Genomic DNA, 24148 nt, shown 5'->3' with positions numbered 1-24148 from the left:
ATAACCTCTATCCACAGTTTTAGTGTGATAGAGGTTATACAAGTAACGGAACAGGACGCTTAATAATAGAAATTATTTATGAGTAGAAGTGTATCCCGTAAAATTATCTATTTCTGGTGCTGTTGGTTTGTAGTTATCATGATTTATAGGGGGAAGAGATGGTTCGCTAAGGAATATTTGGCGGCTTGGGTAGATGACTTCTACTTTTCTTGCGCATTCTAATTTTAATTCAGCTTTTCCATAAATGTCTACGTAATCAGCAGTTGCCTTAAGAATCTCTTTGTCAGCTTTACTGATTTTAGTTTTAACCTCCGGAATTTTCTTTGCTTCTAAATCATGTATCTCACTATTTTGCATTATAATTTTTGCGCAATTAAGTTCAATTGTACTTTTATTGTTATCTAATTTATTTTGATCAATACTTGCATTGATTGCATAGACTAAGGCTACAATGAAGATACTCAGTGTAATAACAGCAAGTAATGCAGCAGGGGCAAAAACTAAAGAGGTAAGTGCGATTAATCCTCCCTCAATAGCTAATCCAGTTCCGGTTGCTCCACCTGTAAAAAGAAGAGAAAAAAGTCCTGCTTTTGCAAGGGTATTTCTAGTGTTACGTGAGTTTTCAATCGAAATTTCTAGTCGTTTATTCTCTTCCTCTAAAGCTGAATTTGCGGATGCCAACTCTGGATTTGATTTTTTAAATTGTTCGATCTTTTTTTCATGTTCGTCCAATTTTTTTACTAGTTGACTCTTAGAGCGCTGAGCTTCATCCATGATGCCTTTTTTAACGTACTCTATTTCTTTAGTTTCAAGATAGTCTTTCATGAATCGAATTATCTGTTTTAGCGCTTGATTTTCTGGATAATTTAGTTTGATTACGCGGTCTATTAGGTTTTCAAGCATGTTTAGATAAATTTGATAACTGATCTGCTTGGCTTTTCGCAGTAATTGTTCGTTTAGTTGGATTAATTTTTTATGTTCCAACTCAATTGCTGCATTCACTGCACTACGGTTTTCTTGTGAAAGTTGTAATAAATTGGGATCGTTATATAAACGAGCCTGATTTCTATAATCGCGTTCAAGAGCACGTTCCTTTCTTTGATTCTCTTTTAAGGGCAATTTTAATAGTTTTTCCTCTATTAATTTTTGGTGTCTTATCATTCCCTCACAAGCTAATTTTTTGTTTCTCAAATCAATTTCATGGGAATTGAGAGTTTGATGCAGTTCTTTTTTTTGAAGTTCAAGTTGAGATGTTGGATGTCCATGTTGTGTTGCATTTAAATGACTAGGAGATGTATGAACTTCTGGACTTATGGGCGTATGGGTAGTTGCGGCGTGTTGTTTTGTTGAAGGATGTGTATGCTCCGTTGAATCATGCTGTGCCGTTGTTTTAGGATGGGTATGATTATGTGGGGATGTTTCCGTTTCTGAATGGGAGTGATGATGTGTTATATCCTCTGAGTGCGGGAGGGGTATAGTAATTTGTTCATCAACCCGTTGTAAAAGAACCTGGATATGCTTAATTTGTTCTTGGTGGTGTTCTATCTCTTGCTTATTTTTTCTTATTTGTTCATTAACTTCTTGTAATTGACCTTTTAAATGTTTTTCTTCGCGCCAATCCTCCATTTCTTTTTGATGGTCAGCTTCGTTCTCCTTAAAATCCTGTTCTTGCTGCTTCTTACATGCTTTCAAAATTATTTTAGAAGAGGATGTCTGTTTATCCTGAGAAAGCATTTCAACGAGTTGCATAGCAACCGCATCAGTTACAGCTGTAACTGGCAATGGGAGAATACAAGGATTGCGCAGTGCAGAATAGTCTGAAGTATGAGCGTAAATGTAGTCAGACGTGCATCGTTCAACCAAGTCTTGGATATTTAATTTTGCTAGAGACATCTTATTTAATCCTTAATTAAAGATTTGCTCCATTCTATACGAGTTCATTAAATAGTCAACACGTGTTAATTTTAATTAGCCAATCCTGGAAATGTATTTATACCTCCAGGATTAATGAGTATTTAGATAGGGGGGGTTAAGCATATGGAAGCACCAGTACAGTGGTTCCTACATCAATAAAATTCTCGTTAAGCCATTTGGCTGCCCCAGGTAGGACACGAATACAGCCATGACTGCTATTAGATTTAGGAACTTCATAAGCAGCGTGAATCGCATAGCCATCATGGAAATGCATACAATACGGCATTTTAGCACCACCAACTACATGACCATCACGGGCAATGGGATATTCATTGGATTTGCAGTCAGCCCCTTTTTTATTGAACACATGATAGATACCAGTAACAGTGCGACATGTTTCATGAATATCGTCACAATAGTCCATTCCACCCGAAGCACTACCTGTCATGACCCTGTTCCCCTGGGCATCATAAGCAGCCCATGCATAGGCCTTAGGATCAAAAATAAAGAGTTTCTTGCCATGGACATCTTGTTTCATGGGAAAAACATTACGGCCTCTTGTATCATCTTGATAAGGAGTTGTGTAGTGTAATTGACCTGCATCATCTGCAATCACATCAGGTTTGTCAGTCACGCACGAGGTAAGAAAAAGGCCTAGTAAGGGCGTGAGATACATTATTTTTTTCATCAGGTAATAATCCTTAAAAACAATGAAACGTTTACTGTAAAAAAAGGGCTCGAATATCGAGCCCTTTTGAGAGACATAAGTAAATTGTGATTTAAATAGATTATTCGTCAGTTAAACGAAAATATTTAGTTCCAAAATATCTTTGAAGTTTCTTTCTGATTGTGCCGCGGCTAATGCCTAGCATCTTAGCAGCTTGCAGTTGATTGCCACGACGTTTTTCCATTACTGCTTGCAGTAGCGGAGGCTCAACTTCAGATAATATCATATCGTAAAGATCGTCAATGTTTTTGCTTTTGTTTTCAGCGAGAAAACGAGAGACTAGATTATAGACTAAATCTTGGAGACCTTGGTCTTGTTTAGTTATGCTTGAAGTAGCTTCAGGTGTTTCAATGACAGTCATCTTAACTTCCTTATTATTAATTAAATCACACATTCCAATTGCTAACATTCAAAATGAAAGCAAAATTAATTGTACATGAAGCATAATTGATATTCTATATTTTTAAGAGAAAACTATGCATTTTTTTCGAGCAATTCATTCACCACAAGATCAAATAATGTGCGATCGGATTTTTCTGAAGACAATGAATTTTTTACTTTATTTAAATTGGAAATCATTTTCGTCGGTTGGCTTGGGTCCTTATAAAAATCATCTACATAACGGCTTAATTCATGAGCGTTACAATCATATTGCAAAAACTCAGGAACGATCATTCTGTTTGCTAAAAGATTACACAAGCCAAAAAATTTAACTTTAATAAATCTCATCGCTAACACATAAGAAAGAAAGGAAGACTTATAAATAATACACATGGGTTTTTCTAATAAAGCACATTCAAGAGAGGCAGTCCCTGAGGCAACAATAATAAAATTTGCAGCAGCCATGCAGTTTAGCGCTCGGCCTTGTACAAAGCTAACAGGTATATTCACATTCGAAAAATAGTGTTTAATTTTCTCTGGGTTAATGGTATCTGCAATAGGAATTACAAAATGCAAATTGGGGTAACGCTGATGCAAAATTAGTGCAGTATCACGTAGGACAGGCATATGATATTTAATTTCATTTGCTCGACTACCTGGTAGAAGGGCGAAAATGTTTGCTTCTTGGGGAAGTCCTAATGCGGTACGCTGTAATTGGCATTCGTCCACAGAGGCTATTTTCTCCACTAGCGGATGACCAACAAAGTTTACTGGAACTTGAGCCTTTTCATATAAAATTTTTTCAAAAGGCAAAATAACTGCCATTCGATCCACACATTTCTTTATAAGGTGAATGCGATTGGCTTTCCATGCCCAAATTTGAGGGCTGATATAATACAGAATCTTAATACCTAATTTTAGCTTGGCGTATTTTGCTAGTCTGAGGTTAAAACCTGGATAATCTACGAGAATCAGTAGATCGGGTTTTTGCTGATTCAAATGTTGTTTTATTGCCAGAAATGCCTTGCGAATCACATGTAGATTACGGATAACTGCCGTAAGCCCGGTCACACCAAGATGCGCTAAATCTGAAATAACTTCTGCTCCAGCTTCTTGCATGTGTCGCCCCCCAATTCCACTAATTTCAAGATTGGGGTAGGTGGCTTTTAATTGGCGAATTAAGACAGATGCGTGAACATCTCCCGATTCTTCGCCAGCAATAATAACAACGCGTTTAAATTCCTGCATGACGTTCAATTAAGTTATTGTGTATCAAAGAAGTAATTGTTTCTGCAACTTTCAGTGCTTGCAGACCATCTTCACCCGTCACCAGTGGTGTACTATCTTCTTGGATGCATCGGAGGAAAGATTTTATTTCTTCCAATAATGCATCTCCTTGTTCGTATGCTGTTTCTTCGCGCACTATATCAGGAATTCCGGGGAACATTTCACCGGTTCCTTTTTTGAATACAGCTACTTTTTTGCTTTGGTAATCAATTGAAAGATACGAGTTTTTTTGGAAGATTCTGGTTTTGCGTTCTGTTTTAAAACTTACTCTACTGGCTGTAAGATTAGCGACACACTGGTTGGCAAAAGTAATGCGAGCATTAGCTATATCAATTGCCTTAGTCAGTATAGGCGTACCCTGTGCTAGAATGGACACTATAGGGCTCTTAACAATATTTTGAATTAAATCTATATCATGGATCATCAGGTCAAGAATGACATTGACATCTGCTCCCCGTGGTTTAAACGGAGCTAATCGCTCTGATTCAATAAATAAAGGAGTTTCTAAATAATCATCTAAAGCCAATCGCGCGGAATTAAAACGCTCAAGATGCCCAACTTGTAACTTTACTCGATTTTTTTTGGCAAGTTGAATTAACTCATCTGCCTGAGATACAGTTTCAGTAATTGGTTTTTCAATTAATACATGAATGCCGTGCTCCAAGAAAGCTTTGGCGATTTCAAAATGTTTGTTCGTTGTCGCGGCAATACTAACTGCATCAACTTTGCCAAATAGCTCGTGATAATCGTGATAACCAGCAACATTCAGTTCTTGAGATACAGTGTCTACTGCATTGGAATTCGGATCGCAAACTCCAACTAGTTCTGCATTTGGAAGAAGTTGATATTTTTGTGCATGAAATCTTCCTAGATAACCTACACCAACCACAGCACAACGAGTTTTATTCATTTATAATTCATATATATGTTAATTATTTGCGCGAATGATCGCATTTCCTGGATGATAAATCAATTTTAAAAGAGTATTATTGGCCAACATTATGTCTATCCATACACTGATTTTAGATACAGGGAATAATAATATTATGCTTATAGCTGGAGTTGATGAAGTAGGACGTGGTCCTTTAGCGGGTGCTGTTGTCACCGCAGCAGTAATTTTAAGAGCACCCATAGAGGGACTGGCAGACTCAAAAAAATTAAGTCCCAAAAAACGTGAATTGTTATCTATACAAATAAAGGAAGAGGCTATTGCATATGCTTATGGCAGGGCAGAAGTAGATGAAATCGATAGCCTAAACATTCATCATGCTACTCTGCTGGCTATGCAAAGAGCAGTTGAGGCCTTACCAATCAAACCCGATCAAGTATTGGTTGATGGCATACATCTCCCTAAGTTAAGTATCCCTTGTAAGGCGATTGTGCAAGGGGACAATTTGATTCCCGAAATTAGTGCCGCATCAATTCTTGCAAAGGTGTTGCGAGATGCAGAAATGGTTGCCTTTGATGCTATCTATCCGGGGTATGGGTTTGCGGAACATAAGGGATATGCTACGGTTGCTCATCGAGAAGCCTTAAATCGTCTCGGTCCTTGTATGATTCACCGTCGAAGCTACGAACATGTAGCCGCTTTGCTATAATTTATACCGTTTGAGTGCACTGCAGCTTAAAGAAGTTAGAGCATTTTGAGTCACTTCGTGCTGCAGTCATAAAACATTCTGAGGGTTTCCTAAGTTAATGGTATCAATATGATGCAGAAAGGCCTCATACTAGTGGAAACACTTACTTATGATTTCTCGATAAACCATACCCATCTACTTCAACGTAAACTATTAAATAGAATTTTATGTGAGCTGATAGACATCAATATTCCAAAGCTTGCTAAAAAGGTAACCATTGCCGTTCCTCCGTAACTAACTAAAGGCAAGGGGATGCCTACAACAGGAATAATTCCCATAACCATTCCAATATTAACAAAACCAGATAAAAAGAAAGACATTGCAAGACTTGCGGCTAAAAGACGAGTATATGTTGTTTGAGCATTCGATGCGATATTCAAGCTTCTTAGTGAAACCAAAACAATCAGAGCGATGATGGCAAATCCCCCTGCAAAGCCGAATTCTTCACTGGTCACAGCAAAGATAAAATCTGTCGCATGTTCAGGCAAGAAGTTAAGATGGGATTGGCTTCCTTGTAACCAACCTTTACCCGCTAATCCACCTGAACCAATAGCAATTTTGGACTGGATAATGTGATAGCCAGCTCCAAGTGGATCTTGTTCCGGGTCAAGAAGCGTATATACTCGTTGCTTTTGATAGTCATGCATTACATGCCAAACTACTGGAATAGCTGAACTGACTAAAAGGATCAGCAACAGAATAACTTTAAATCGAATTCCAGCTAAAAATACTACACAAAGACCCGCCGCAGCAACCATGATCGCCGTGCCTAAATCGGGTTGTTTGGCAATAAGGAGGGCTGGAACACAGATGATTAGTCCGGCTATGGCCAGAGATTTAAAACTACTCGGACGCGTCTGTCGATCAAAGTACCATGCAGCCATCATAGGAACAGCTAACTTCATGATTTCAGAAGGTTGGAAACGAAATAACCCTAATTCAAGCCAACGCTGGGCACCTTTGCCAATTTTCCCCATAAGCATTACAGCGATTAATAAAGTTAATCCAATGCTATATATCCATGGGGTCCATATCTTATATTTATGAGGGGGGATAAAACCGAGCACAACCATAATGAGGGATGCGAAAATAAGTCTCATTGATTGTCGTAAAATCATCCCCGAGTTGGCATTCGATGCACTATATAAAATTAAAAGACCAAAGCAGATTAATAAAAGCAATAGTCCTAATAAGGGAAAATCCAAATGGAGTGATTTTGCGGTGAAGCGATAAACGGGTTTACTGTGTCGTCTGTTCATTTGTTTTCATCGGATAAAGTTGGTAGTAAGTATCAAGGACTTTGCGTGCAACTATTGAAGCAGCAACATCATTTTCTACAACAACTGCTAGGGCAATTTCAGGTTTTTCAACCGGAGTAAATGCAATGAACAAGGAGTTGTCGCGTAATGCTTCTGGAATATCCTCATATTTTGTTTTTTCATATTGTCTGCCGCTAAACACTTGTGCTGTCCCGGTTTTACCAGCAACAGGATAAGGTGGGTTGCGTCCAAATCGATACCCTGTACCTTCATTGCTGGTTAAAACGTTGTGCATTGCATCTGCAACGACCTCCCAATTAGCTTCATCCTTAAGGTAAATTGGATATTCTTCGACCGGCTTATATTGCTCCGTCTCTCCACTGTCACTGTTAACCGTTTTAGTTAACAAATGAGGTCTAAATCGTTGTCCGTGTTGACTCAACGAAGCGGTTGCATTTGCCATTTGCAATGGTGTAGCGAGCATAAAACCCTGACCTATTGAAGTAATTAAGGTATCTCCGGGATACCAGGGTACTCCTTTAATTTGTTTTTTCCAACGTAGGCTTGGAACGATCCCAGAGGCTTCTTCATAAAGATCAATATGACTTAAATGGCCCAGACCAAATTTTACGAGCATATCCTCAATATTAGAGATACCCATTTTATTACCTAATTGATAAAAATAAGTATCGCACGAAACCGTGATCGCTCTTTTAAAATTGATCATTCCATGGCCCGTTTTTTTCCAGTCTCTATAAATATGACTAGCAGTAGGGAGCTTATACTTACCCGGATCATAAATCGTTGTCGCCGTAGTAATAAACCCTTTATCTAGGCCTGCCAAACCAACAAATGGTTTGATTGTAGATGCGGGGGGGTATACTCCCCGTACAGCTCTATTAAATAAAGGTCTTTGTAAGGTATTTGACAGTTTTTTGTACTCTTTAGAACTTACGCCACTAACAAATATATTAGGGTCAAAGCTTGGTGAACTTGCCATGGCAAGAACTTCACCATTTTTAGAGTTGATCATGACCACAGCACCTCTTTTATCTTTGAGTGCCTCGTAAGCCGCCTGTTGAAGTCTGACATCAATACTTAAGTAGAGTTTTGCTCCTGAATGAGGATTTATCTTATTAACAACTCTTAATGTACGCCCGCTTACGTCAGTTTCAACCATTTGGTATCCAACTTTTCCATGGAGTACATCTTCGTAATATTTTTCGACCCCTGCTTTACCGATAAAGTTTGTAGCCCGATAATTCGTTGGATCCACCGATCTTAATTCTTCCACATTGATTCGACCTACATAACCTAAAACATGGGCCGTAATTTCACCTAAGGGGTAGTGGCGCATCAGCCGCGCTTTGATGCTAACACCTGGAAAATGATATTGGTTAATGGCAAAAATCGCGACTTCCTCTTGCGATAATTTCAATTTAAAAGGTATCGGCACAAAGGAACGGTTTTGCTTTCGTATTTTTTTGAAATTTTGTATGTCTTCTTCAGAGATTGAAGGAATTAATTTTTGTAATTCAATTAAGGTTTGATCTATGTTTTTAACATGTTCGGGGATTATCTCCAGAACGTAAACGGGAATGTTTTCTGCAAGCAATACCCCATTTCTATCAAGGATTACTCCTCTTGGTGGAGCAATTGGGATAATACTCATTTGATTTTTTAAGGATAAGGTCTGATATTTTTTGAACTCTGAAATTTGTAAAAACGCTAGTCTTAGGACAAGAATTAAAGATAAAATAATAAGAAAAGTAACCAGCAAATTAATTCTAAAAAGTTGATGCTGGGATTCCATCCTATAATTTTTAAAAGATTGATTTCGACTCATTGACGCACAGTCAGTAGCTGGACTTAAAGACCTGCATAGTAACTTAAAATTGAATGCTTTACTATAGCTTTCTGCCCCTTGAAGTCTGGATGGAATCTAGTAATGTTTGGGTTTCTATCCAGTGTGGTCCCACTTTGTTTGCTGTGACTACAACTTGAAAAAACACTACTTATGATAAGGATGGTTATTAATAATAGACCACGCTCTATATAGAGTTTCTAGTAAAATAATACGGACTAAGGTATGGGGAAGGGTGAGTTTTGATAAAGACCAACGCTCATCACTTAATTTGAGTATTTCTTGTGAGAGGCCTTCAGGACCCCCAATAATAAAACAAAAATGACTATTTGTTTGTTGCAATTGAGAAATCTTAAATGCTAACTCTTCACTGCTAAATGTTTTACCTTCAATTTCTAAAGCAATAATTCGTGCATTGCTGGGTAACATATCTTTAATAAGCGCAGATTCTTTTTCTAATATCCGTGATAGGTCTGATGATTTACTGCGACGAATTAGAGGGATTTCAACTACTTTGAGTTGAACACCATCATTTAATCTTTTGGCATACTCATTTGTGCCTTGGGTAACCCAGTCCGGCATTTTATTGCCTAAAGTAATGATGGTGATTTTTAACATAACGTTTAAAATATTTAATTCCCGGGGAGATCTTCCCAAAGACCTTCAAGATTATAGTATTGTCTGTATTCAGGTTGCATGACATGAATAATAAAGTCACCAAAGTCAATAAGAACCCAATCACCTGTTTCTAAACCAGTACAATTCCTTGCTGGAGTCCCTGCATTTTTCATATCTTCCATAATTTTTTGTGCAATTGCTTTAACATGTCTAGAGGAGCGTCCTGAAGCAATAATCATATAGTCTGTAATTGTAGTTTGTTTTTTTACATCAATTACTTTTACGTCGATGGCCTGATTATCATCTAGCAGCTGCAACAGTTTCGTTAATATTGGGTTTTTATCTAACATATATAAGCTAATAATTGTAAAAGGCGCTGAATCATAACAGTATTTTGCTTATATAAAAAGAGTTATAGTCAATACACTCGATTCATTTAAGGCAAAATACCAGTTTAAAGAAAAAATAGATTAAAAATGACCCAATTACTTCTCATTCACTTGCATGCGCAGCATTGGTTCTACCATTGAATCTGAATAATCATTTAAATGAACATGAGTTAATAAAAATTTAATCACTGCAAATAAAACCAGACAGCATAAAGCTGCAATAAATAGTATTCCTAATTGTTGAGTAAAGGCCGCAGCATATAGAGTTTTTAACACGGCAATATTCGTTTCACCTGAGGGAATCGCTGTTAATGAAGCCAGTTTGCCTGATAAGAATCCGCCAATTCCAAGAGAGACAAAAAAGATACCCATTAAAGTACTTACCTTGTTTTTATCTGCAAGAAGTGTAATTGCAGATAATCCAACTGGAGATAAAAGGAGTTCCGCTAATGAAAACATTAAATATGCAGGAATGATTAAAAGTGGTGTTAGCAAAGCATTTTTGTCAGTGAAATTACTGACAAAAGCAATCACGGCATAAGCAGCGGTGATAATAAAGATTGCAAGTAGAAATTTCTTTCCAATACTTAATCCGCGTTCTACTAGGTTAAGTTTTGGATTTTTCTTAGCTAAAAAGTATCCAATAATTAACATGCCCACGCTTTGAATAGTCACATAATAAGGTGCTGGAAATTGAATGCCACAAAATGTGGGTTCAACAACTCGTGATATAAATAAGGTGAGTGACATAAACATTTGGAAGTAAAAAGACCAAAACACTACTGAAATAATACACAACAAACCAATTACTAAAGTTTGTCGCGACTGATTGGCATTTTCTCCACTGACAGAGTACAAAATGTATCCGGCTGAAAATAATACAACAAGTCCAAAAATTATATTAGCCAACTGAGGAGAATTTAAAATATAGAACGATAAAGACCATAAAAATATCATTAAGAAAATCGCTGCAACAATCTTTTTATATTGAAAGACAAATGGATTATAGTCTTGAATATTGTATTTTTTGATGCCATATAAAAAGACGCCAAAGGCGACGATCATACCTATTGCAGCGCTTGTGAATGAGGCAACCCAACCAAAATGATCATTCAAAATACTTGGTAGTGTGGTGCCTAAAATAATACCCGTTGTAATTCCCATATAAAAAATGGTAAATCCACTCTCACGACGTGCGGAACCCGTAAGATATTCATTTCCTAAAAGAGATGAAATATTTGGCTTTAACAATCCTGTTCCTACAGCAATCGCTGCAAGAGCTGCGGTCAGAACAGTAGTGTTATCTACTAATGATAAAACCCAGTAGCTTGCAAAGAGCACAATTGCACCAAGTAAAACCGCTCGTTTTTGGCCTATTAATTTATCTGCAATCCATCCACCTACTACAGGGGAAAGATAGGTCAGTGCAGTAAATGATCCAACTAAAGCATAAACTTGTTTGTCTGGCCATTTGAAATGTAAGGCTAAATAGAGTGCTAAAAGTGATTGGACTACGTAAAAACCATACCGTTCCCACATCTCAGTGGCGAAAAAAATACGAAGTGACTTTGGGTGTTTTTCAGAGTTGGTGTGCACTTTATTTAGATCGATAAGTTAACATGGGCCAATTATACCATAGTAATGTAATCTAGCATAGACAAGGTGTTTGTCTCGCGGGCATATTGACTTAAATTTGTATTGCTCGAGCCGTGAACTGCGCGAATTGTAACTATCAGGAGCTGAAGAGTTGGGGTCATTTAGGAATTAAAATTGAATATCTATGCTCTGATATAGCTCTGGTGTATTATGCTTCTTTTTTTAGTTCGCTATGGAGCAGTGTTAATGGAAGAGTTTAAAACAAACCCTGTAATTAGAGCAAATCAAGGCAGCGAGAAACAAGCTAAAAGTTGGCTTACAGAAGCTGCACTCCGTATGTTGTGTAATAATCTTGATCCAAATGTAGCAGAAGATCCGAATTCTCTTATTGTTTATGGGGGCTTAGGTAAAGCAGCTCGTAATTGGGAATGTTTTAATAAAATTGTAGAAGTACTTAAGACATTAACCGATCAGCAAACACTCTTAATTCAATCAGGAAAACCTGTAGGTGTTTTTACCACTCATGAGGATGCTCCTCGAGTGCTTATTGCCAATTCCAATCTAGTTCCACGGTGGGCCACTTGGGAACATTTTAATGAATTAGATAAAAAAGGTTTGATGATGTATGGGCAGATGACTGCCGGAAGCTGGATTTATATTGGCTCGCAAGGTATCGTGCAAGGGACTTATGAAACATTTGTTGCTGCAGCTCAGAAACACTATGATGGAAGTTTGGAAGGCCGTTGGATATTAACTGGTGGTTTAGGTGGAATGGGAGGAGCGCAAACTTTAGCGGGTACAATGGCAGGGGCAAGTGTTTTGGCAGTTGAATGCGACATGTCCCGAATAGAAAAACGCCTTAAAACCAGATACTTGGATCGTTATACGACGGATTTAGATGAAGCTTTAGTCTGGATAAACGAATCCTGTCAAAAGAAAAGCCCTCTATCTGTGGCCGTTTTAGGAAATGCCGCCGAAATTTTTCCACAATTAATTCAACGAGGAGCCTCTCCTGCGTTAGTCACCGATCAAACCAGCGCTCATGATCCCTTAAACGGTTATCTTCCTGCTGGATGGACATTAGAACAAGCGGCAAAAATGCGCAAAACTGCACCTGACGAGGTAGTTGCTGAAGCAAAAAAATCCATGGCTCTACAAGTTCATGCCATGCTTGAATTTCAAAAAAGAGGAATCCCTGTTTTTGATTATGGCAATAATATAAGGCAAATGGCTTTTGAAGCGGGAGAAAAGGACGCTTTCAAATTTGAAGGTTTTGTTCCCGCGTACATTAGGCCTTTATTTTGTGAAGGAATTGGGCCGTTCCGATGGGTTGCTTTATCAGGAGATCCTGAAGATATTTATGCAACGGATGAAATGGTTAAAAAACTAATTCCGGATAATAAGCATTTGCATAATTGGCTGGATATGGCGAAGAAGAAAATATCATTCCAAGGTTTACCTGCACGGATATGTTGGGTTGGATTAAAAGATCGCGCACGTTTAGCATTGGCCTTTAATGAAATGGTTCGTAAGGGTGAGGTTAAAGCTCCTATTGTAATAGGGCGTGATCATTTAGACTCTGGCTCAGTAGCAAGTCCAAATCGTGAAACAGAAGGGATGATGGATGGTAGTGACGCAGTATCCGACTGGCCCTTACTTAATGCATTATTAAATTGTGCTAGCGGTGCCACTTGGGTTAGCATCCACCATGGTGGTGGAGTAGGAATGGGATTTTCACAACATGCTGGTGTGGTGATTGTCGCTGATGGCACAGAGAAAGCGGCACAACGTCTGGCAAGAGTGCTTCATAATGATCCCGCAACTGGAGTTATGCGCCACGCTGATGCGGGGTATAAGCTTGCAAAAAAATGTGCTAAGGAAAACTCGCTTTGGTTGCCTATGGAATCCTAAAATAGATTTTGTAGTTTGGGTTTGTCCCAATAAGGATCTTAGTCGAATTGTGATCTCAGGTGGGGCATAGAACCCAACCTATTTTTTAAGGAGGTAATTAATGCAAGAGTCTTTTATTCTTCAACCAGGTGAGTTGAACTTGCATTCAATCAAAGAGATTTTAGCAAAACAATTGACTTGCGTTCTTGCTAAAGAGTCATTTGAGCGGATTCATGCATCACATCAAACAGTAGAGAAAGTAATTCTAAACAAAAAAACGGTATATGGGATCAATACTGGTTTTGGGTCTTTGGCAAATCAGACCATTTCAGAAGAAAATCTCAAACAATTACAACGAAATATCGTACTATCTCATGCTTGTGGTACGGGTGAATTATTAGCAGATGACATTGTTGCTCTAATTTTATTGCTTAAAATAAATAATCTCGCTCAAGGATATTCCGGAGTTCGTTTAGAACTAATTGAAGCATTAATCTCTTTATTTAATCATAAAGTATATCCTTGCATTCCAGAGAAAGGGTCAGTAGGTGCTTCTGGAGATTTAGCTCCTTTAGCCCATTTGTCTTTACCTTTACTGGGTGTTGGGGATGTTCGACATGAAGGAAAAGTTATCAGTGCGCTGGAAGGATTGAGGATTGCAGGTTTAAAACCAATAGAATTAGAGGCTAAAGAGGGTCTTGCTTTACTTAACGGACTGCAAGCTTCTACTGGAATTGCTTTAAATGCTTTATTTACTACAGAAAAGTTATTTGAAACAGCCCTTATTGCTGGAGCATTATCTGTTGATGCAGCGAATGGAAGTGATGTGCCATTTGATGATCGAATTCAAAAAGTACGAGGCCATCAGGCGCAGAGAAATGTAGCTGCATATTATAGGGAGCTATTAGCTGGAAGTGAGATTCGTGAGGCTCATCGCCATTGCTCTCGTGTTCAAGATCCTTACTCGTTAAGATGCCAACCTCAAATTATGGGAGCCATCTTGCATCAAATACGCTTTGTAAGGGAAACGTTACAGGTTGAAGTAAATGCGATTTCTGATAATCCGCTTGTTTTCAGTGAGCAAGAGCAAATAATTTCAGGAGGTAATTTCCATGGTGAAATAGTTGCCATGGCTGCGGATAATCTTGCTTTGGCTATATCGGAAATAGGAGCGAGCGCTGAACGGCGCATTGCCTTGCTAATTGATAAAAATTTTAGTGGCTTACCAGCTTTTTTAATTAAAGAAAGTGGTTTAAATTCCGGTTTTATGATTGCTCATGTTACAGCAGCTGCTTGTGCAAGTGAGAATAAGGCTCTAGCTCATCCGCACTCGGTAGATAGTCTTCCAACTTCAGCGAATCAAGAAGATCACGTATCTATGGCAACGAGTGCCGCACGACGTTTACATGATATGAATGATAACACCGCAACGATTTTAGCTATTGAATTATTAGCCGCGGGGCAGGGGCTTGAATTTCATAAACCATTAAAGTCATCTGTATTATTAGATAAAATTTATCAGCAAATTCGTTCTCATGTGGCGCCATATAATACTGATCGGTATTTTGCGCCTGACATTGCCCTAATTAAGCAAAAGATTTTAAATAAGGAATTTGTTACTCCATTTTTCCGTTTATGGGATAAAGATTAGGAATTAAAGTGACTATTGAAATTTATACCGACGGCGCATGTAAAGGAAACCCAGGTCCCGGTGGTTGGGGGGTTTTGCTTCGTTATAAAGGACAAGAAAAGACCTTATATGGCGGAGAAGCACATACCACGAATAATCGCATGGAGCTTATGGCCGCAATTAAAGGCTTAGAAGCCTTAAAGCGTCCTTGTTCTGTTGATTTGTATACTGATTCGCAATATCTAAGGCAAGGAATGACCGATTGGTTGCCCACGTGGAAAATAAAAGGTTGGCGTAACTCCAAAAAGGAGCCAGTCAAAAACGCAGATCTTTGGCAAATATTAGATGTATTAGCTTCTCGTCATCAAATTAACTGGCATTGGGTAAAAGGGCATTCGGGTCATGTAGAAAATGATTTGGTAGATGCTTTGGCAAATCAGGCGATTGAAGAATTAAGTGAGTAAACGATGCGTCAAATTATTTTAGATACAGAAACTACAGGTATAGGACCTGAACAAGGACATCGGGTCATTGAAATTGGCTGTGTGGAGCTAGTAGAGAGAAAATTAACAGGAAAACATTTCCATGTTTATCTCAACCCCCAGCGCCAGGTTGATGAGGGCGCTTTTCGTGTTCATGGTATAAGTGATGAGTTTTTACAAGACAAACCCCTCTTTGAGGAAAAGGCTGATGAATTTTGGCAGTTTATTGTTGGGGCAGAATTAATAATCCATAACGCTCCTTTCGATGTTGGATTTTTAAATTCAGAGCTCAAGCTGATTAAATGGAGCAAAAAGCTTGAGGAGTATTGCAATATTGTTGATACCTTAGCGTTGGCACGTGAAAAATATCCTGGACAACGAAATAGTTTAGATGCTCTATGCAAACGCTTTGGCATCGATCACTTCAACCGTGAACTTCATGGCGCTTTGCTGGATGCTGAAATCCTAGCATATGTATATCTGGCAATGACCGGGGGTCAAACCAGCTTGTTTGCAGAAGTTGAAGAAACGTCCATTCAAACTAAAGTCAAAACGCAAGAAATTGCTGCACTTCAATTAGCAAATCCTATTGTGTTAAGTGCGGCGCGGGAAGAGCTTGATTCACATCAAGCTTTTGTGGAGTTTTTGAGTAAGAAATCAGGTGTCAATCATTGGGAAGAGGCTTGATATTCTGGAGCTTTTTCTTCTAATCTCTATCATATAAACTAATGGATACAAGATCCAATTAGGACCTAGTATCCATCGTTATCAATAATTTCAACTCTATTGGCTTTTGGGAATGAGGAATTTTATCGCAAAATCCTTACCAATACATTCTCCAAGCGCTTTACCCCAAATACCTGCATTATCACTGTTGATTTTCTCAGGAATACTACCATAAAGTTCTTGCTGACATTTACTAACGCTATCAGGAATCTTAGCCGCGCACTGGTCGTAAGTCATTTTAATTTCATCAAGTCTCTTTTTCAGCTGAGGATCGTTTTCAAATCCTTTGCATATGAGATCAGGTAATAAAGGGGTTACTGATTTAAGCCAACTGTCTTTAGTTATATCCACTTGGTTATTAGAACTAGCACTAGAAGAGTCATTACTAGTAGAAGAAGCACCAGCAGGATTACTGGATGTGTCTTCAGCATTTATTGAGAAAGAAATAAATGTACAACCTAACAAAATGTACAACCCTGTAAGTATATGTTTAGTCATGATTGGTTACCCTTTTAATATCCTTCCATTAAATAGTAGGACAAATATTTCTACTTTGCTTAAAAACAATTTGTGTTGGTCAAAAAATAAACTAAAATTAAGATGAAGATGGATAAATCATTTAGGAATTACTATGGAAAAACAAAGTTCTATTTTATTTTCATTAGTTTATTTTTTAATAATTCCTCTACTCCTATTACTTTTCTGGTCTCCCGCAGCTTTAGCAAACACCTTTGTTTTCAACCCTAATACCTTGACATGGAAGGCTATTGATTCAAATGGTAAAGTTGTGCGAGTAGGAAAAGGATCTGGTGGTAAAAAATATTGCCCCGATATTCACAGAGGATGTAAAACACCAAGTGGTGTTTTTACTATTTGGAGCAAGGGTGGGCCAGGATGTGTATCGAGTCGTTATCCTGTAGGACGCGGTGGTTCACCAATGCCATACTGCATGTTCTTTTCTAAATATTATGCAATTCATGGTTCGTATGAAGTCCCAAACTATAATGCGAGCCATGGGTGTATTAGAGTACATCCAGGCGATGCTAAATGGCTTAGTAAAAATTTTATTAAAATAGGAACTAAAGTTATTGTTAAATCTTATTGATTTGGAATTATCAAGTATAATGGGCAAAGTGAATTTGCCTCATTACACTTGATTATATTAGCAATATTACTAATCATCCTCATCATCAATGCTAAATGAAGAGCCGCATCCGCAAGTGGTTTTTGCGTTTGGATTACGAATAACAAATTGTTCGCCTTGTATTCCTTGGACATAATCAATTTCAGCATCATGTAAATACTGATAGCTCATTGAGTCAACCAGAAGTTTTACTGAAGACACACCATCTGAACATTGCTGAATGACTACAGTATCGTCTTCATTGACTTCTTCATCAAAACTAAATCCATACTGAAACCCAGAACACCCCCCACCTGTTATGGAGACACGGAGGTTCAAGTTTAAATTATCTTCTTCTTTTATTAGCTCTGCCACTTTATCTGCTGCACTGACAGAAAAGTGAATGTCGCTGGTAGTTGGGGATATATCAATAGCAGCCATTTTAACTCCCGTTGTATCATATAAATTATAACTCAATTATCGAATAATTTGTTCAATAGTAGCACCGCCCAGACATTGGTTTTTATCATAAAAAACTACATATTGTCCTGGGGTAACTGCTCTTTGTGGATTCGAAAACATCACATAATGCTGATTCTCATTTTGAGGAGAAATCATGCAGCCTTGTTCCGCTTGCCTATATCGTGTTTTAGCGTAACAGGTAAGAGGTAAGTTATCCTTACAATCAGCTAACCAATGAATTGGACCGCAAATCAGTCCTTGTGCAAAAAGCATAGGATGTTGACTTCCTTGTGCTACATATAAGGTATTAGTAGCTACTTCTTTATCGACAACATACCAAGGATCATCGGTTGAATTGTGTAAACCCCCAATGCCTAGACCCTGACGTTGGCCTAAAGTGTAAAACATTAACCCATCATGCTTTCCTAAAACTTTGCCGTCAGCGCTTTTTATTTGCCCAGGTCGTGCTAAAATGAACTCTTGTAAAAAAGATTTAAAACGTTTTTCACCAATAAAGCAAATACCCGTCGAATCTTTTTTTGCTTGAGTAACTAAACCTAATTTTTTTGCAAACTCTCTAATTTCTGGTTTTGTATAATCGCCAATTGGAAACAGGGTTTTTGCTAGAGCCTTAGGATCTACCGCATGCAAGAAATAGGTTTGATCTTTATCACGATCTTTAGCTTTGTATAAAAGTCCAACGTCCCCCACTATTTTATTTTTAGCATAATGTCCTGTTGCAATGTAATCAGCTCCAAGTGTTAATGCATGATTTAAAAAAGCATTAAATTTGATTTCTTTATTACACAATACGTCAGGATTTGGCGTTCTTCCTTTTTCATATTCGCTTAAAAAATGCGTAAACACCCTTTGCCAATAGTTTTCAGAAAAATTAACCGTATGTAGTGGAATCTTTAATTGATTACATACAGCTTGGGCATCAGCAAGGTCTATGGCCGCGGGACAGAATCCATCTTTATCGTCTTGTTCCCAGTTTTTCATGAACAAGCCTTCAACTTGATAACCTGATTCTTTTAATAACCATGCTGCAACAGATGAGTCAACACCACCAGACATTCCAACAATAACTTTAGCTTTCATAAAATTAAGATACCGCTTAATATTCTAGGATTTAGAACTGTAGTGTGGCAAATAGATCACAAACTGCTGTTCTATAATAGTATTATTCGAAAAATATAACTCTTTAGGATACGACAATAATGCTGCACTTACAAGAAATGGTTAAACAAGGCCAACAAACTAAAAAGGTCACACTCAGCGAGAGGTTACCTAATTTTATTACTTCTCCCTGTCAGTTGGATACTACTTATCATGTTGAAGCTAAAGAAGATTTTTATTTAATCCATCTTCATGTTAAAGGTGATTTACTCATTCAATGCCAGCGTTGTCTGGACGAATTTAATTTTCCATATGATAATATGACTGTAGTTGCTGTATGTCGGAATGATGAAAGGGCAGAACAGATATTAGAACATTACGAATGTATTGTTTCCGAAAATTTGCAGGTGAGCTTGGAAGATGTATTAATTGATGAGTTACATCTCTATGCGCCTCAATTTCATCCAAGAATTGATGATTGCAGCAGTGAAATAAATCAAATTTTAGTGGGAAAAAATGAATTTTATTGAAATTTTATCTAATTAACACTAATATTCCCGCTTTATGAATGCAATTTGTTTAGGAGTAATACAATGGCTGTACAACAAAATAAAAAGTCACGCTCACGTCGTGACATGCGTCGTTCGCATGATGCTTTGACAAAGCCAACATTGTCTGTTGATGAAACTACTGGTGAAACTCATCTTCGTCATCATATGACTCCAGATGGTTACTATCGTGGTAGAAAAATTATTGACACTGATACTGTTTACGAACAAGAGTAATTTTCTTGAAAAATATCACCATTGCAATTGATGCGATGGGTGGGGATCATGGTTTAAATGTTGTGATTCCTGCCTGTATTCGTGCAGCAAAGAATGATCCTGATTTGAAACTTATTCTTGTTGGAGTACACGACAAGATTAATGCTTTTCTAAAAAAACAGGGCGTAGCATCTTCAAATCAATTTTCCATAGTTCATGCTTCTGAAGTTGTGGCTATGGATGAATTGCCTTCACATGCTTTGCGTAATAAAAAAGATTCCTCCATGCGTGTAGCCATTAATTTGGTGAAGGAAGGTATGGCCCAGGCTTGTGTTAGTGCTGGGAATACTGGTGCTTTAATGGCTACAGCACGCTATGTTTTAAAGACCTTACCTGGAATCGATAGGCCTGCAATTGTTTCTGAACTACCCACTATGAAGGGTAGAACATGGGTAATTGATTTGGGTGCTAATGTAGATTCTTGTGCAGAACATTTATTTCAGTTTGCAGTTATGGGATCTGCATTGGTACAAGCGGTAGCCAATAAGCCTAAACCTAAAATCGCCTTATTAAACATTGGCGTTGAGGAAATGAAGGGAAATGATCAAGTGAAGCGCACAGCTCATATGCTTGCTGAATGCGAGATTATGAACTATGTTGGGTATGTAGAAGGTGATCATTTTTACTCCGGAGAGGTAGATCTGGTGGTTTGTGACGGTTTTGTGGGGAATGTAGCCTTAAAAGCGAGTGAAGGCCTTGCAAAGCTATTTCTAAGTTTACTCATGGAGTCATTCAATAGAAATTGGTATACCAAACTTTCCGCTTTAATTGCCCGGCCGGCATTAAAGCATCTTAAGAACCGCTTCGATCCTTCTCGTTATAATGGCGCAAGTATGCTCGGTTTGAATGGTATTGTAGTAAAAAGCCATGGTGGCGCTAATGAACTAGGGTTCCAACATGCTATTGAACAAGCCGTTCTTGAGGTTAAAAATAACGTTGTAGATTTAGTACGTGTCCAAATAAATGATTTTATAAATCAGGGATTGCTGTTATGAAGAATGCTGTAATACTTGGTACCGGAAGTTATATTCCTGAAAAGCAACTTACCAATCTTGAACTCGAGTCAATGTTGGACACTACTGATGAGTGGATTGTTACCAGAACCGGCATTAGCAGCCGTAGTGTAGCACAACCTTATGAAACAACCTCCTACATGGCTTCCAAAGCTGCCGAGCAAGCATTGATTGCTTCGAATTTAAATGCTGATGAAATCGATTTGATATTGGTTGCTACATGTACTCCTGATCATTTTTTTCCAGGAGTAGCTTGTTATGTTCAACATGCTTTAAAAATGAAACGACCTATCCCTGCTTTTGATGTCGGTGCTGCATGTAGTGGTTTTGTTTACGTCATGGATATCGCAAAACAGTATATTACATCCGGTGCAGCAAAAAATGTACTAGTCATTGGTAGTGAAAGCATGTCTCGAGCAGTAGATTGGACTGATCGCTCAACCTGTGTTTTATTTGGGGATGGTGCTGGAGCAGTGGTTTTAAGTGCCAGTGATAAACAAGGTGTTATGGGAAGTGTGTTACATGCCGCTTATGATGCTGAAAAATTGTTAAATCTTAGTAATGCCACCTTTGAGAATCAACGTGCAACGATTAGCATGCGTGGTAATGAAGTATTTAAAATTGCCGTCAAAATTATGGGCGATGTTGTTGATGAAGTTCTAGAGGCGAGCCATTTGAAAAAATCAGATATTCAATGGTTGATTCCTCATCAAGCTAATATGCGTATCATACAGGCCATTGCTAAAAAACTTGACCTGCCTATGTCACAAGTCATTGTTACCATCGGTAGCCAGGGTAATACTTCGGCTGCTTCTATCCCCTTGGCTCTGGATCATTCTATTCGGACCAATCAGATTAAAAGAGATGAGTTGTTATTGATTGAGTCCTTCGGTGGTGGAATGACTTGGGGAGCTATGGTAATTCGTTATTAATAATTTTTTTTTTCATCAACATTTTGAATTAAATTTTAGTTCGGAGCTATTTTTAAATGGTAAAAACAGCATTTGTATTTCCTGGGCAAGGTTCACAATCAGTAGGTATGTTGGCTGATTTTGAGTTGCAGTATCCTATTGTCGTAAAAACTTTTGCGGAGGCATCAGAAGCAGTGGGTTATGATTTATGGAAACTTGTGCAACATGGGCCGGAAGAAAAACTGAATCAAACAGAACATACACAAGTCGCAATGCTAACTGCTGATGTGGCTGTATATAGAGTATTAATCCAACATGGTATTGCTCAGCCCATGATTATGGCTGGCCATAGTCTGGGGGAATATGCTGCATTGGTTTGCGCTGATGCATTATCATTATTTGATGCTGCATGTTTAGTTTCTCGTCGAGGACAGGTAATGCAAAATGCGGTGCCTTTGGGTTTAGGTGCTATGGCAGCGATTGTGGGCTTAACCGATGAGCAAGTAATGTCTTTATGCAAGGAAGCGAGTCAAGAACATGAGGTTGTAACACCTGCTAATTATAACGCAATCGGACAAGTTGTTGTTGCGGGGCATACTCCAGCTGTTATGCGCATACTAGGATTAGCTGAAGAAGCGGGTGCCCGTCTGGCCAAAGTAATTCCTGTAAGTGTTCCATGCCATTGTCCCTTATTATCTGAAGCGGCGGTATCTTTTGCAGAATATCTGGCTAAAATTGAATTCAAAAACACAAAAACAGATGTAGTAAGCAATGTAGATTTAAGCGTTTATCATTCGGAACAACACATACGCGAAAAGCTAAAAGAGCAATTATATAGTCCTGTTCGTTGGGTTGAAACAATCCAGCTCTTTAAAAATCTTGGCATAGAGCTTATTTTAGAATGTGGCCCAGGGAAAGTGTTAAGCGGATTAATTAAAAGAATAGATAGAAGCTTAAATACTATTAGTGTTTACGATACTATTAGTCTGGATCAACTTGAAGAACAATTTGCATAATTCAAAGGTACAACCTTAAAAATAAATATTTTCTATCGAGGAATACATAATGAGTCTAGAGGGAAAAATTGCCTTAGTTACTGGCGCAAGCCGAGGAATTGGTCAGGCTATAGCCCTTAAATTAGCGCAACAAGGTGCTTTTGTATTTGGTACAGCGACTACAGAACAAGGTGCTCAAGCTATTAATGCCTACTTTGAGAAAGAAAAGTTATCTGGAAAAGGTCTGGTTCTTGATGTTACCAATTCGGAACAAATAGAGCAGGTAATTGGTGAACTGACTCATGAGAATCAATCTCCTTCGATATTAGTGAATAATGCAGGGATCACATCAGATAATTTATTACTGCGTATGGATGACGAGGAGTGGTATAAGGTAATTGAAACGAATTTGAATTCAATATACAAAATGTCTAAAATTTGTATTAAACCTATGTTTAGAGCACGATGGGGACGTATTATTTCTATTGGATCAGTTGTGGGTTCAAGTGGAAATTCAGGGCAGGTAAACTATACTGCAGCAAAAGCAGGTATCGTTGGATTCAGTAAGTCCTTAGCACAAGAAATTGGAAGCCGAGGAATAACTGTGAATGTGGTTGCACCTGGTTTTATTGATACAGATATGACAGCTGCTTTACCTGAGATGGTAAAGGAGGAAATGTTAAAGAGAATTCCTATGCGGAAGCTAGGAGAGCCTAACGATATAGCCGAAGCTGTAGCATTTTTAGCATCAGATAGTGCTAAATATATCACAGGCGAAACAATTCATGTCAATGGCGGCATGTATATGGACTAAATGCACTTGCGTTATCTGTATAAATGAATAAACTATACCACTTCCATTTAACTTTGGTTGTTTGGGTTGCTTAAAATATAAGTAATTGATTAGGTTATAAAATGTATTTTGATTTATTAACCAAGCAAGAAAAATTAAGTGGAAGTAGTATGTTAATAACCCGAAATTTTTTTAAATTTCTATCAACCGAAAGAGGAAAATCAAGTTATGAGTACAGTTGAAGAGCGTGTTCGCAAAATTGTTGTTGAACAACTAGGCGTTAAAGAAGAAGAACTGAAGAATGATGCATCATTTGTTGATGATTTAGGTGCTGACTCTTTAGATACTGTGGAATTGGTTATGGCCCTTGAAGAAGAATTTGAAACAGAAATTCCTGATGAGAAAGCTGAAAAAATTACCACGATTCAAGAAGCGATTGATTATATTGAATCAAATTTAAATAAAGAAGAAGCATAATATTTGCTTGATCTCTTTCTCTCCTACCTGT

General features: G+C 38.0%; 26 protein-coding genes. 13 read left to right on the top strand and 13 right to left on the bottom strand.

From position 1 onward, the window contains the following. Window positions 1-72: 72 nt before the first annotated feature. The 5 genes from HBNCFIEN_RS09270 to HBNCFIEN_RS09250 all read right to left on the bottom strand — a co-directional run bounded on the left by HBNCFIEN_RS09270 (window position 73) and on the right by HBNCFIEN_RS09250 (window position 5219). On the bottom strand, window positions 73-1893 hold the full coding sequence (locus HBNCFIEN_RS09270) for a hypothetical protein (protein ID WP_182390825.1): 1821 nt from the start codon (window positions 1891-1893) through the stop codon (window positions 73-75). A gap of 136 nt (window positions 1894-2029) precedes the next feature. Beyond that, window positions 2030-2602, bottom strand: coding sequence for a L,D-transpeptidase (locus HBNCFIEN_RS09265; protein ID WP_182390824.1), 573 nt, complete (start codon window positions 2600-2602; stop codon window positions 2030-2032). Between the two features lie 100 nt (window positions 2603-2702). Next, entirely contained in the window at window positions 2703-3002 is a 300-nt protein-coding gene (locus tag HBNCFIEN_RS09260) for a helix-turn-helix domain-containing protein (RefSeq protein WP_182390823.1), read from the bottom strand. Window positions 3003-3115: 113 nt separating this feature from the next. Then, on the bottom strand, window positions 3116-4270 hold the full coding sequence (gene lpxB, locus HBNCFIEN_RS09255; RefSeq protein WP_182390822.1) for a lipid-A-disaccharide synthase: 1155 nt from the start codon (window positions 4268-4270) through the stop codon (window positions 3116-3118). Continuing rightward, window positions 4257-5219: a Gfo/Idh/MocA family protein gene (locus HBNCFIEN_RS09250; protein ID WP_182390821.1), complete on the bottom strand. Its 963-nt coding sequence runs from the start codon at window positions 5217-5219 to the stop codon at window positions 4257-4259. The genes lpxB and HBNCFIEN_RS09250 overlap by 14 nt, the downstream gene beginning before the upstream one ends. A 136-nt stretch (window positions 5220-5355) precedes the next feature. On the opposite strand from HBNCFIEN_RS09250, the gene rnhB reads away from it, so the two are divergent. After that, window positions 5356-5907, top strand: a complete 552-nt coding sequence (gene rnhB, locus HBNCFIEN_RS09245) for a ribonuclease HII (RefSeq protein WP_182393667.1) — start codon at window positions 5356-5358, stop codon at window positions 5905-5907. 179 nt (window positions 5908-6086) lie between these two features. Here rnhB and rodA read toward each other — a convergent pair whose 3' ends face one another. The 5 genes from rodA to HBNCFIEN_RS09220 all read right to left on the bottom strand — a co-directional run bounded on the left by rodA (window position 6087) and on the right by HBNCFIEN_RS09220 (window position 11615). Beyond that, window positions 6087-7205 (bottom strand): rod shape-determining protein RodA, encoded by a 1119-nt coding sequence (gene rodA / locus HBNCFIEN_RS09240; RefSeq protein ID WP_182390820.1) that lies wholly within the window; start codon window positions 7203-7205, stop codon window positions 6087-6089. Then, on the bottom strand, window positions 7186-9051 hold the full coding sequence (gene mrdA / locus HBNCFIEN_RS09235) for a penicillin-binding protein 2 (protein ID WP_182390819.1): 1866 nt from the start codon (window positions 9049-9051) through the stop codon (window positions 7186-7188). The genes rodA and mrdA overlap by 20 nt, the downstream gene beginning before the upstream one ends. 165 nt (window positions 9052-9216) lie before the next feature. Further along, window positions 9217-9687, bottom strand: coding sequence for a 23S rRNA (pseudouridine(1915)-N(3))-methyltransferase RlmH (gene rlmH, locus HBNCFIEN_RS09230; RefSeq protein ID WP_182390818.1), 471 nt, complete (start codon window positions 9685-9687; stop codon window positions 9217-9219). Window positions 9688-9701: 14 nt separating this feature from the next. After that, complete coding sequence (gene rsfS / locus HBNCFIEN_RS09225) at window positions 9702-10037, bottom strand: ribosome silencing factor (protein ID WP_182390817.1); 336 nt, start codon at window positions 10035-10037, stop codon at window positions 9702-9704. Between the two features lie 135 nt (window positions 10038-10172). Continuing rightward, a complete protein-coding gene (locus tag HBNCFIEN_RS09220) occupies window positions 10173-11615 on the bottom strand; it encodes a peptide MFS transporter (protein ID WP_255464413.1) in 1443 nt (480 codons plus the stop codon). A gap of 303 nt (window positions 11616-11918) precedes the next feature. On the opposite strand from HBNCFIEN_RS09220, the gene hutU reads away from it, so the two are divergent. The 4 genes from hutU to dnaQ all read left to right on the top strand — a co-directional run bounded on the left by hutU (window position 11919) and on the right by dnaQ (window position 16361). Further along, window positions 11919-13583 carry a urocanate hydratase gene (gene hutU / locus HBNCFIEN_RS09215; RefSeq protein ID WP_182390815.1) on the top strand — a complete coding sequence of 555 codons (1665 nt, stop codon included), beginning with the start codon at window positions 11919-11921 and terminating at the stop codon, window positions 13581-13583. A gap of 100 nt (window positions 13584-13683) precedes the next feature. Then, window positions 13684-15213, top strand: a complete 1530-nt coding sequence (hutH, locus tag HBNCFIEN_RS09210; RefSeq protein WP_182390814.1) for a histidine ammonia-lyase — start codon at window positions 13684-13686, stop codon at window positions 15211-15213. Between the two features lie 8 nt (window positions 15214-15221). Then, a complete protein-coding gene (gene rnhA / locus HBNCFIEN_RS09205; RefSeq protein WP_182390813.1) occupies window positions 15222-15656 on the top strand; it encodes a ribonuclease HI in 435 nt (144 codons plus the stop codon). A 3-nt stretch (window positions 15657-15659) separates the two neighbouring features. Further along, window positions 15660-16361 carry a DNA polymerase III subunit epsilon gene (gene dnaQ, locus HBNCFIEN_RS09200; RefSeq protein WP_182390812.1) on the top strand — a complete coding sequence of 234 codons (702 nt, stop codon included), beginning with the start codon at window positions 15660-15662 and terminating at the stop codon, window positions 16359-16361. 96 nt (window positions 16362-16457) lie between these two features. Here the strand turns inward: dnaQ and HBNCFIEN_RS09195 are convergent, their stop codons facing one another. Further along, window positions 16458-16898 (bottom strand): hypothetical protein, encoded by a 441-nt coding sequence (locus tag HBNCFIEN_RS09195; protein ID WP_182390811.1) that lies wholly within the window; start codon window positions 16896-16898, stop codon window positions 16458-16460. A 133-nt stretch (window positions 16899-17031) separates the two neighbouring features. On the opposite strand from HBNCFIEN_RS09195, the gene HBNCFIEN_RS09190 reads away from it, so the two are divergent. After that, the gene (locus HBNCFIEN_RS09190; RefSeq protein ID WP_182390810.1) at window positions 17032-17505 is read left to right on the top strand and encodes a L,D-transpeptidase; all 474 of its coding nucleotides are present in this window, start codon (window positions 17032-17034) and stop codon (window positions 17503-17505) included. A 69-nt stretch (window positions 17506-17574) separates the two neighbouring features. On the opposite strand, the gene erpA is transcribed toward HBNCFIEN_RS09190, so the two are convergent. After that, the gene (erpA, locus tag HBNCFIEN_RS09185; RefSeq protein WP_182390809.1) at window positions 17575-17964 is read right to left on the bottom strand and encodes an iron-sulfur cluster insertion protein ErpA; all 390 of its coding nucleotides are present in this window, start codon (window positions 17962-17964) and stop codon (window positions 17575-17577) included. Window positions 17965-18000: 36 nt separating this feature from the next. After that, window positions 18001-19086, bottom strand: coding sequence for a tRNA 2-thiouridine(34) synthase MnmA (mnmA, locus tag HBNCFIEN_RS09180; RefSeq protein WP_182390808.1), 1086 nt, complete (start codon window positions 19084-19086; stop codon window positions 18001-18003). 119 nt (window positions 19087-19205) lie between these two features. Here mnmA and HBNCFIEN_RS09175 point away from each other — a divergent pair, with 119 nt between their 5' ends. From HBNCFIEN_RS09175 to acpP, 7 genes are all read left to right on the top strand, one after another. Then, window positions 19206-19634 (top strand): DUF177 domain-containing protein, encoded by a 429-nt coding sequence (locus tag HBNCFIEN_RS09175; RefSeq protein WP_182390807.1) that lies wholly within the window; start codon window positions 19206-19208, stop codon window positions 19632-19634. 63 nt (window positions 19635-19697) lie between these two features. Further along, a complete protein-coding gene (gene rpmF / locus HBNCFIEN_RS09170; RefSeq protein WP_028380381.1) occupies window positions 19698-19889 on the top strand; it encodes a 50S ribosomal protein L32 in 192 nt (63 codons plus the stop codon). Window positions 19890-19894: 5 nt separating this feature from the next. Continuing rightward, window positions 19895-20923 (top strand): phosphate acyltransferase PlsX, encoded by a 1029-nt coding sequence (gene plsX, locus HBNCFIEN_RS09165; protein WP_182390806.1) that lies wholly within the window; start codon window positions 19895-19897, stop codon window positions 20921-20923. Further along, complete coding sequence (locus HBNCFIEN_RS09160) at window positions 20920-21873, top strand: beta-ketoacyl-ACP synthase III (RefSeq protein ID WP_182390805.1); 954 nt, start codon at window positions 20920-20922, stop codon at window positions 21871-21873. Before plsX ends, HBNCFIEN_RS09160 begins: the two co-directional genes overlap by 4 nt. A 56-nt stretch (window positions 21874-21929) precedes the next feature. Beyond that, entirely contained in the window at window positions 21930-22868 is a 939-nt protein-coding gene (gene fabD, locus HBNCFIEN_RS09155; RefSeq protein WP_182390804.1) for an ACP S-malonyltransferase, read from the top strand. A gap of 46 nt (window positions 22869-22914) precedes the next feature. Continuing rightward, window positions 22915-23661 carry a 3-oxoacyl-ACP reductase FabG gene (gene fabG / locus HBNCFIEN_RS09150; protein ID WP_182393666.1) on the top strand — a complete coding sequence of 249 codons (747 nt, stop codon included), beginning with the start codon at window positions 22915-22917 and terminating at the stop codon, window positions 23659-23661. A 207-nt stretch (window positions 23662-23868) separates the two neighbouring features. Then, entirely contained in the window at window positions 23869-24117 is a 249-nt protein-coding gene (acpP, locus tag HBNCFIEN_RS09145) for an acyl carrier protein (protein ID WP_003631752.1), read from the top strand. The last annotated feature ends 31 nt before the right edge of the window (window positions 24118-24148 follow it).

Source organism: Legionella sp. PC997, from assembly GCF_014109825.1.
Lineage (GTDB): Bacteria > Pseudomonadota > Gammaproteobacteria > Legionellales > Legionellaceae > Legionella.
This window is presented reverse-complemented; position numbering and strand designations above follow the sequence as displayed.

What these genes read in the sequence shown, in the direction of transcription:
- hutH (WP_182390814.1), top strand. Translation starts at nt 13,684, where the DNA reads ATGCAAGAGTCTTTTATTCTTCAACCAGGTGAGTTGAACTTGCATTCA.
- HBNCFIEN_RS09220 (WP_255464413.1), bottom strand. Translation starts at nt 11,615, where the DNA reads ATGTGGGAACGGTATGGTTTTTACGTAGTCCAATCACTTTTAGCACTC.
- fabD (WP_182390804.1), top strand. Translation starts at nt 21,930, where the DNA reads ATGGTAAAAACAGCATTTGTATTTCCTGGGCAAGGTTCACAATCAGTA.
- mnmA (WP_182390808.1), bottom strand. Translation starts at nt 19,086, where the DNA reads ATGAAAGCTAAAGTTATTGTTGGAATGTCTGGTGGTGTTGACTCATCT.
- rnhB (WP_182393667.1), top strand. Translation starts at nt 5,356, where the DNA reads ATGCTTATAGCTGGAGTTGATGAAGTAGGACGTGGTCCTTTAGCGGGT.
- acpP (WP_003631752.1), top strand. Translation starts at nt 23,869, where the DNA reads ATGAGTACAGTTGAAGAGCGTGTTCGCAAAATTGTTGTTGAACAACTA.
- dnaQ (WP_182390812.1), top strand. Translation starts at nt 15,660, where the DNA reads ATGCGTCAAATTATTTTAGATACAGAAACTACAGGTATAGGACCTGAA.
- HBNCFIEN_RS09265 (WP_182390824.1), bottom strand. Translation starts at nt 2,602, where the DNA reads ATGAAAAAAATAATGTATCTCACGCCCTTACTAGGCCTTTTTCTTACC.
- HBNCFIEN_RS09160 (WP_182390805.1), top strand. Translation starts at nt 20,920, where the DNA reads ATGAAGAATGCTGTAATACTTGGTACCGGAAGTTATATTCCTGAAAAG.
- HBNCFIEN_RS09190 (WP_182390810.1), top strand. Translation starts at nt 17,032, where the DNA reads ATGGAAAAACAAAGTTCTATTTTATTTTCATTAGTTTATTTTTTAATA.
- HBNCFIEN_RS09195 (WP_182390811.1), bottom strand. Translation starts at nt 16,898, where the DNA reads ATGACTAAACATATACTTACAGGGTTGTACATTTTGTTAGGTTGTACA.
- hutU (WP_182390815.1), top strand. Translation starts at nt 11,919, where the DNA reads ATGGAAGAGTTTAAAACAAACCCTGTAATTAGAGCAAATCAAGGCAGC.
- mrdA (WP_182390819.1), bottom strand. Translation starts at nt 9,051, where the DNA reads ATGAGTCGAAATCAATCTTTTAAAAATTATAGGATGGAATCCCAGCAT.
- HBNCFIEN_RS09175 (WP_182390807.1), top strand. Translation starts at nt 19,206, where the DNA reads ATGCTGCACTTACAAGAAATGGTTAAACAAGGCCAACAAACTAAAAAG.
- rodA (WP_182390820.1), bottom strand. Translation starts at nt 7,205, where the DNA reads ATGAACAGACGACACAGTAAACCCGTTTATCGCTTCACCGCAAAATCA.
- HBNCFIEN_RS09250 (WP_182390821.1), bottom strand. Translation starts at nt 5,219, where the DNA reads ATGAATAAAACTCGTTGTGCTGTGGTTGGTGTAGGTTATCTAGGAAGA.
- lpxB (WP_182390822.1), bottom strand. Translation starts at nt 4,270, where the DNA reads ATGCAGGAATTTAAACGCGTTGTTATTATTGCTGGCGAAGAATCGGGA.
- rsfS (WP_182390817.1), bottom strand. Translation starts at nt 10,037, where the DNA reads ATGTTAGATAAAAACCCAATATTAACGAAACTGTTGCAGCTGCTAGAT.
- HBNCFIEN_RS09270 (WP_182390825.1), bottom strand. Translation starts at nt 1,893, where the DNA reads ATGTCTCTAGCAAAATTAAATATCCAAGACTTGGTTGAACGATGCACG.
- HBNCFIEN_RS09260 (WP_182390823.1), bottom strand. Translation starts at nt 3,002, where the DNA reads ATGACTGTCATTGAAACACCTGAAGCTACTTCAAGCATAACTAAACAA.
- erpA (WP_182390809.1), bottom strand. Translation starts at nt 17,964, where the DNA reads ATGGCTGCTATTGATATATCCCCAACTACCAGCGACATTCACTTTTCT.
- rpmF (WP_028380381.1), top strand. Translation starts at nt 19,698, where the DNA reads ATGGCTGTACAACAAAATAAAAAGTCACGCTCACGTCGTGACATGCGT.
- rlmH (WP_182390818.1), bottom strand. Translation starts at nt 9,687, where the DNA reads ATGTTAAAAATCACCATCATTACTTTAGGCAATAAAATGCCGGACTGG.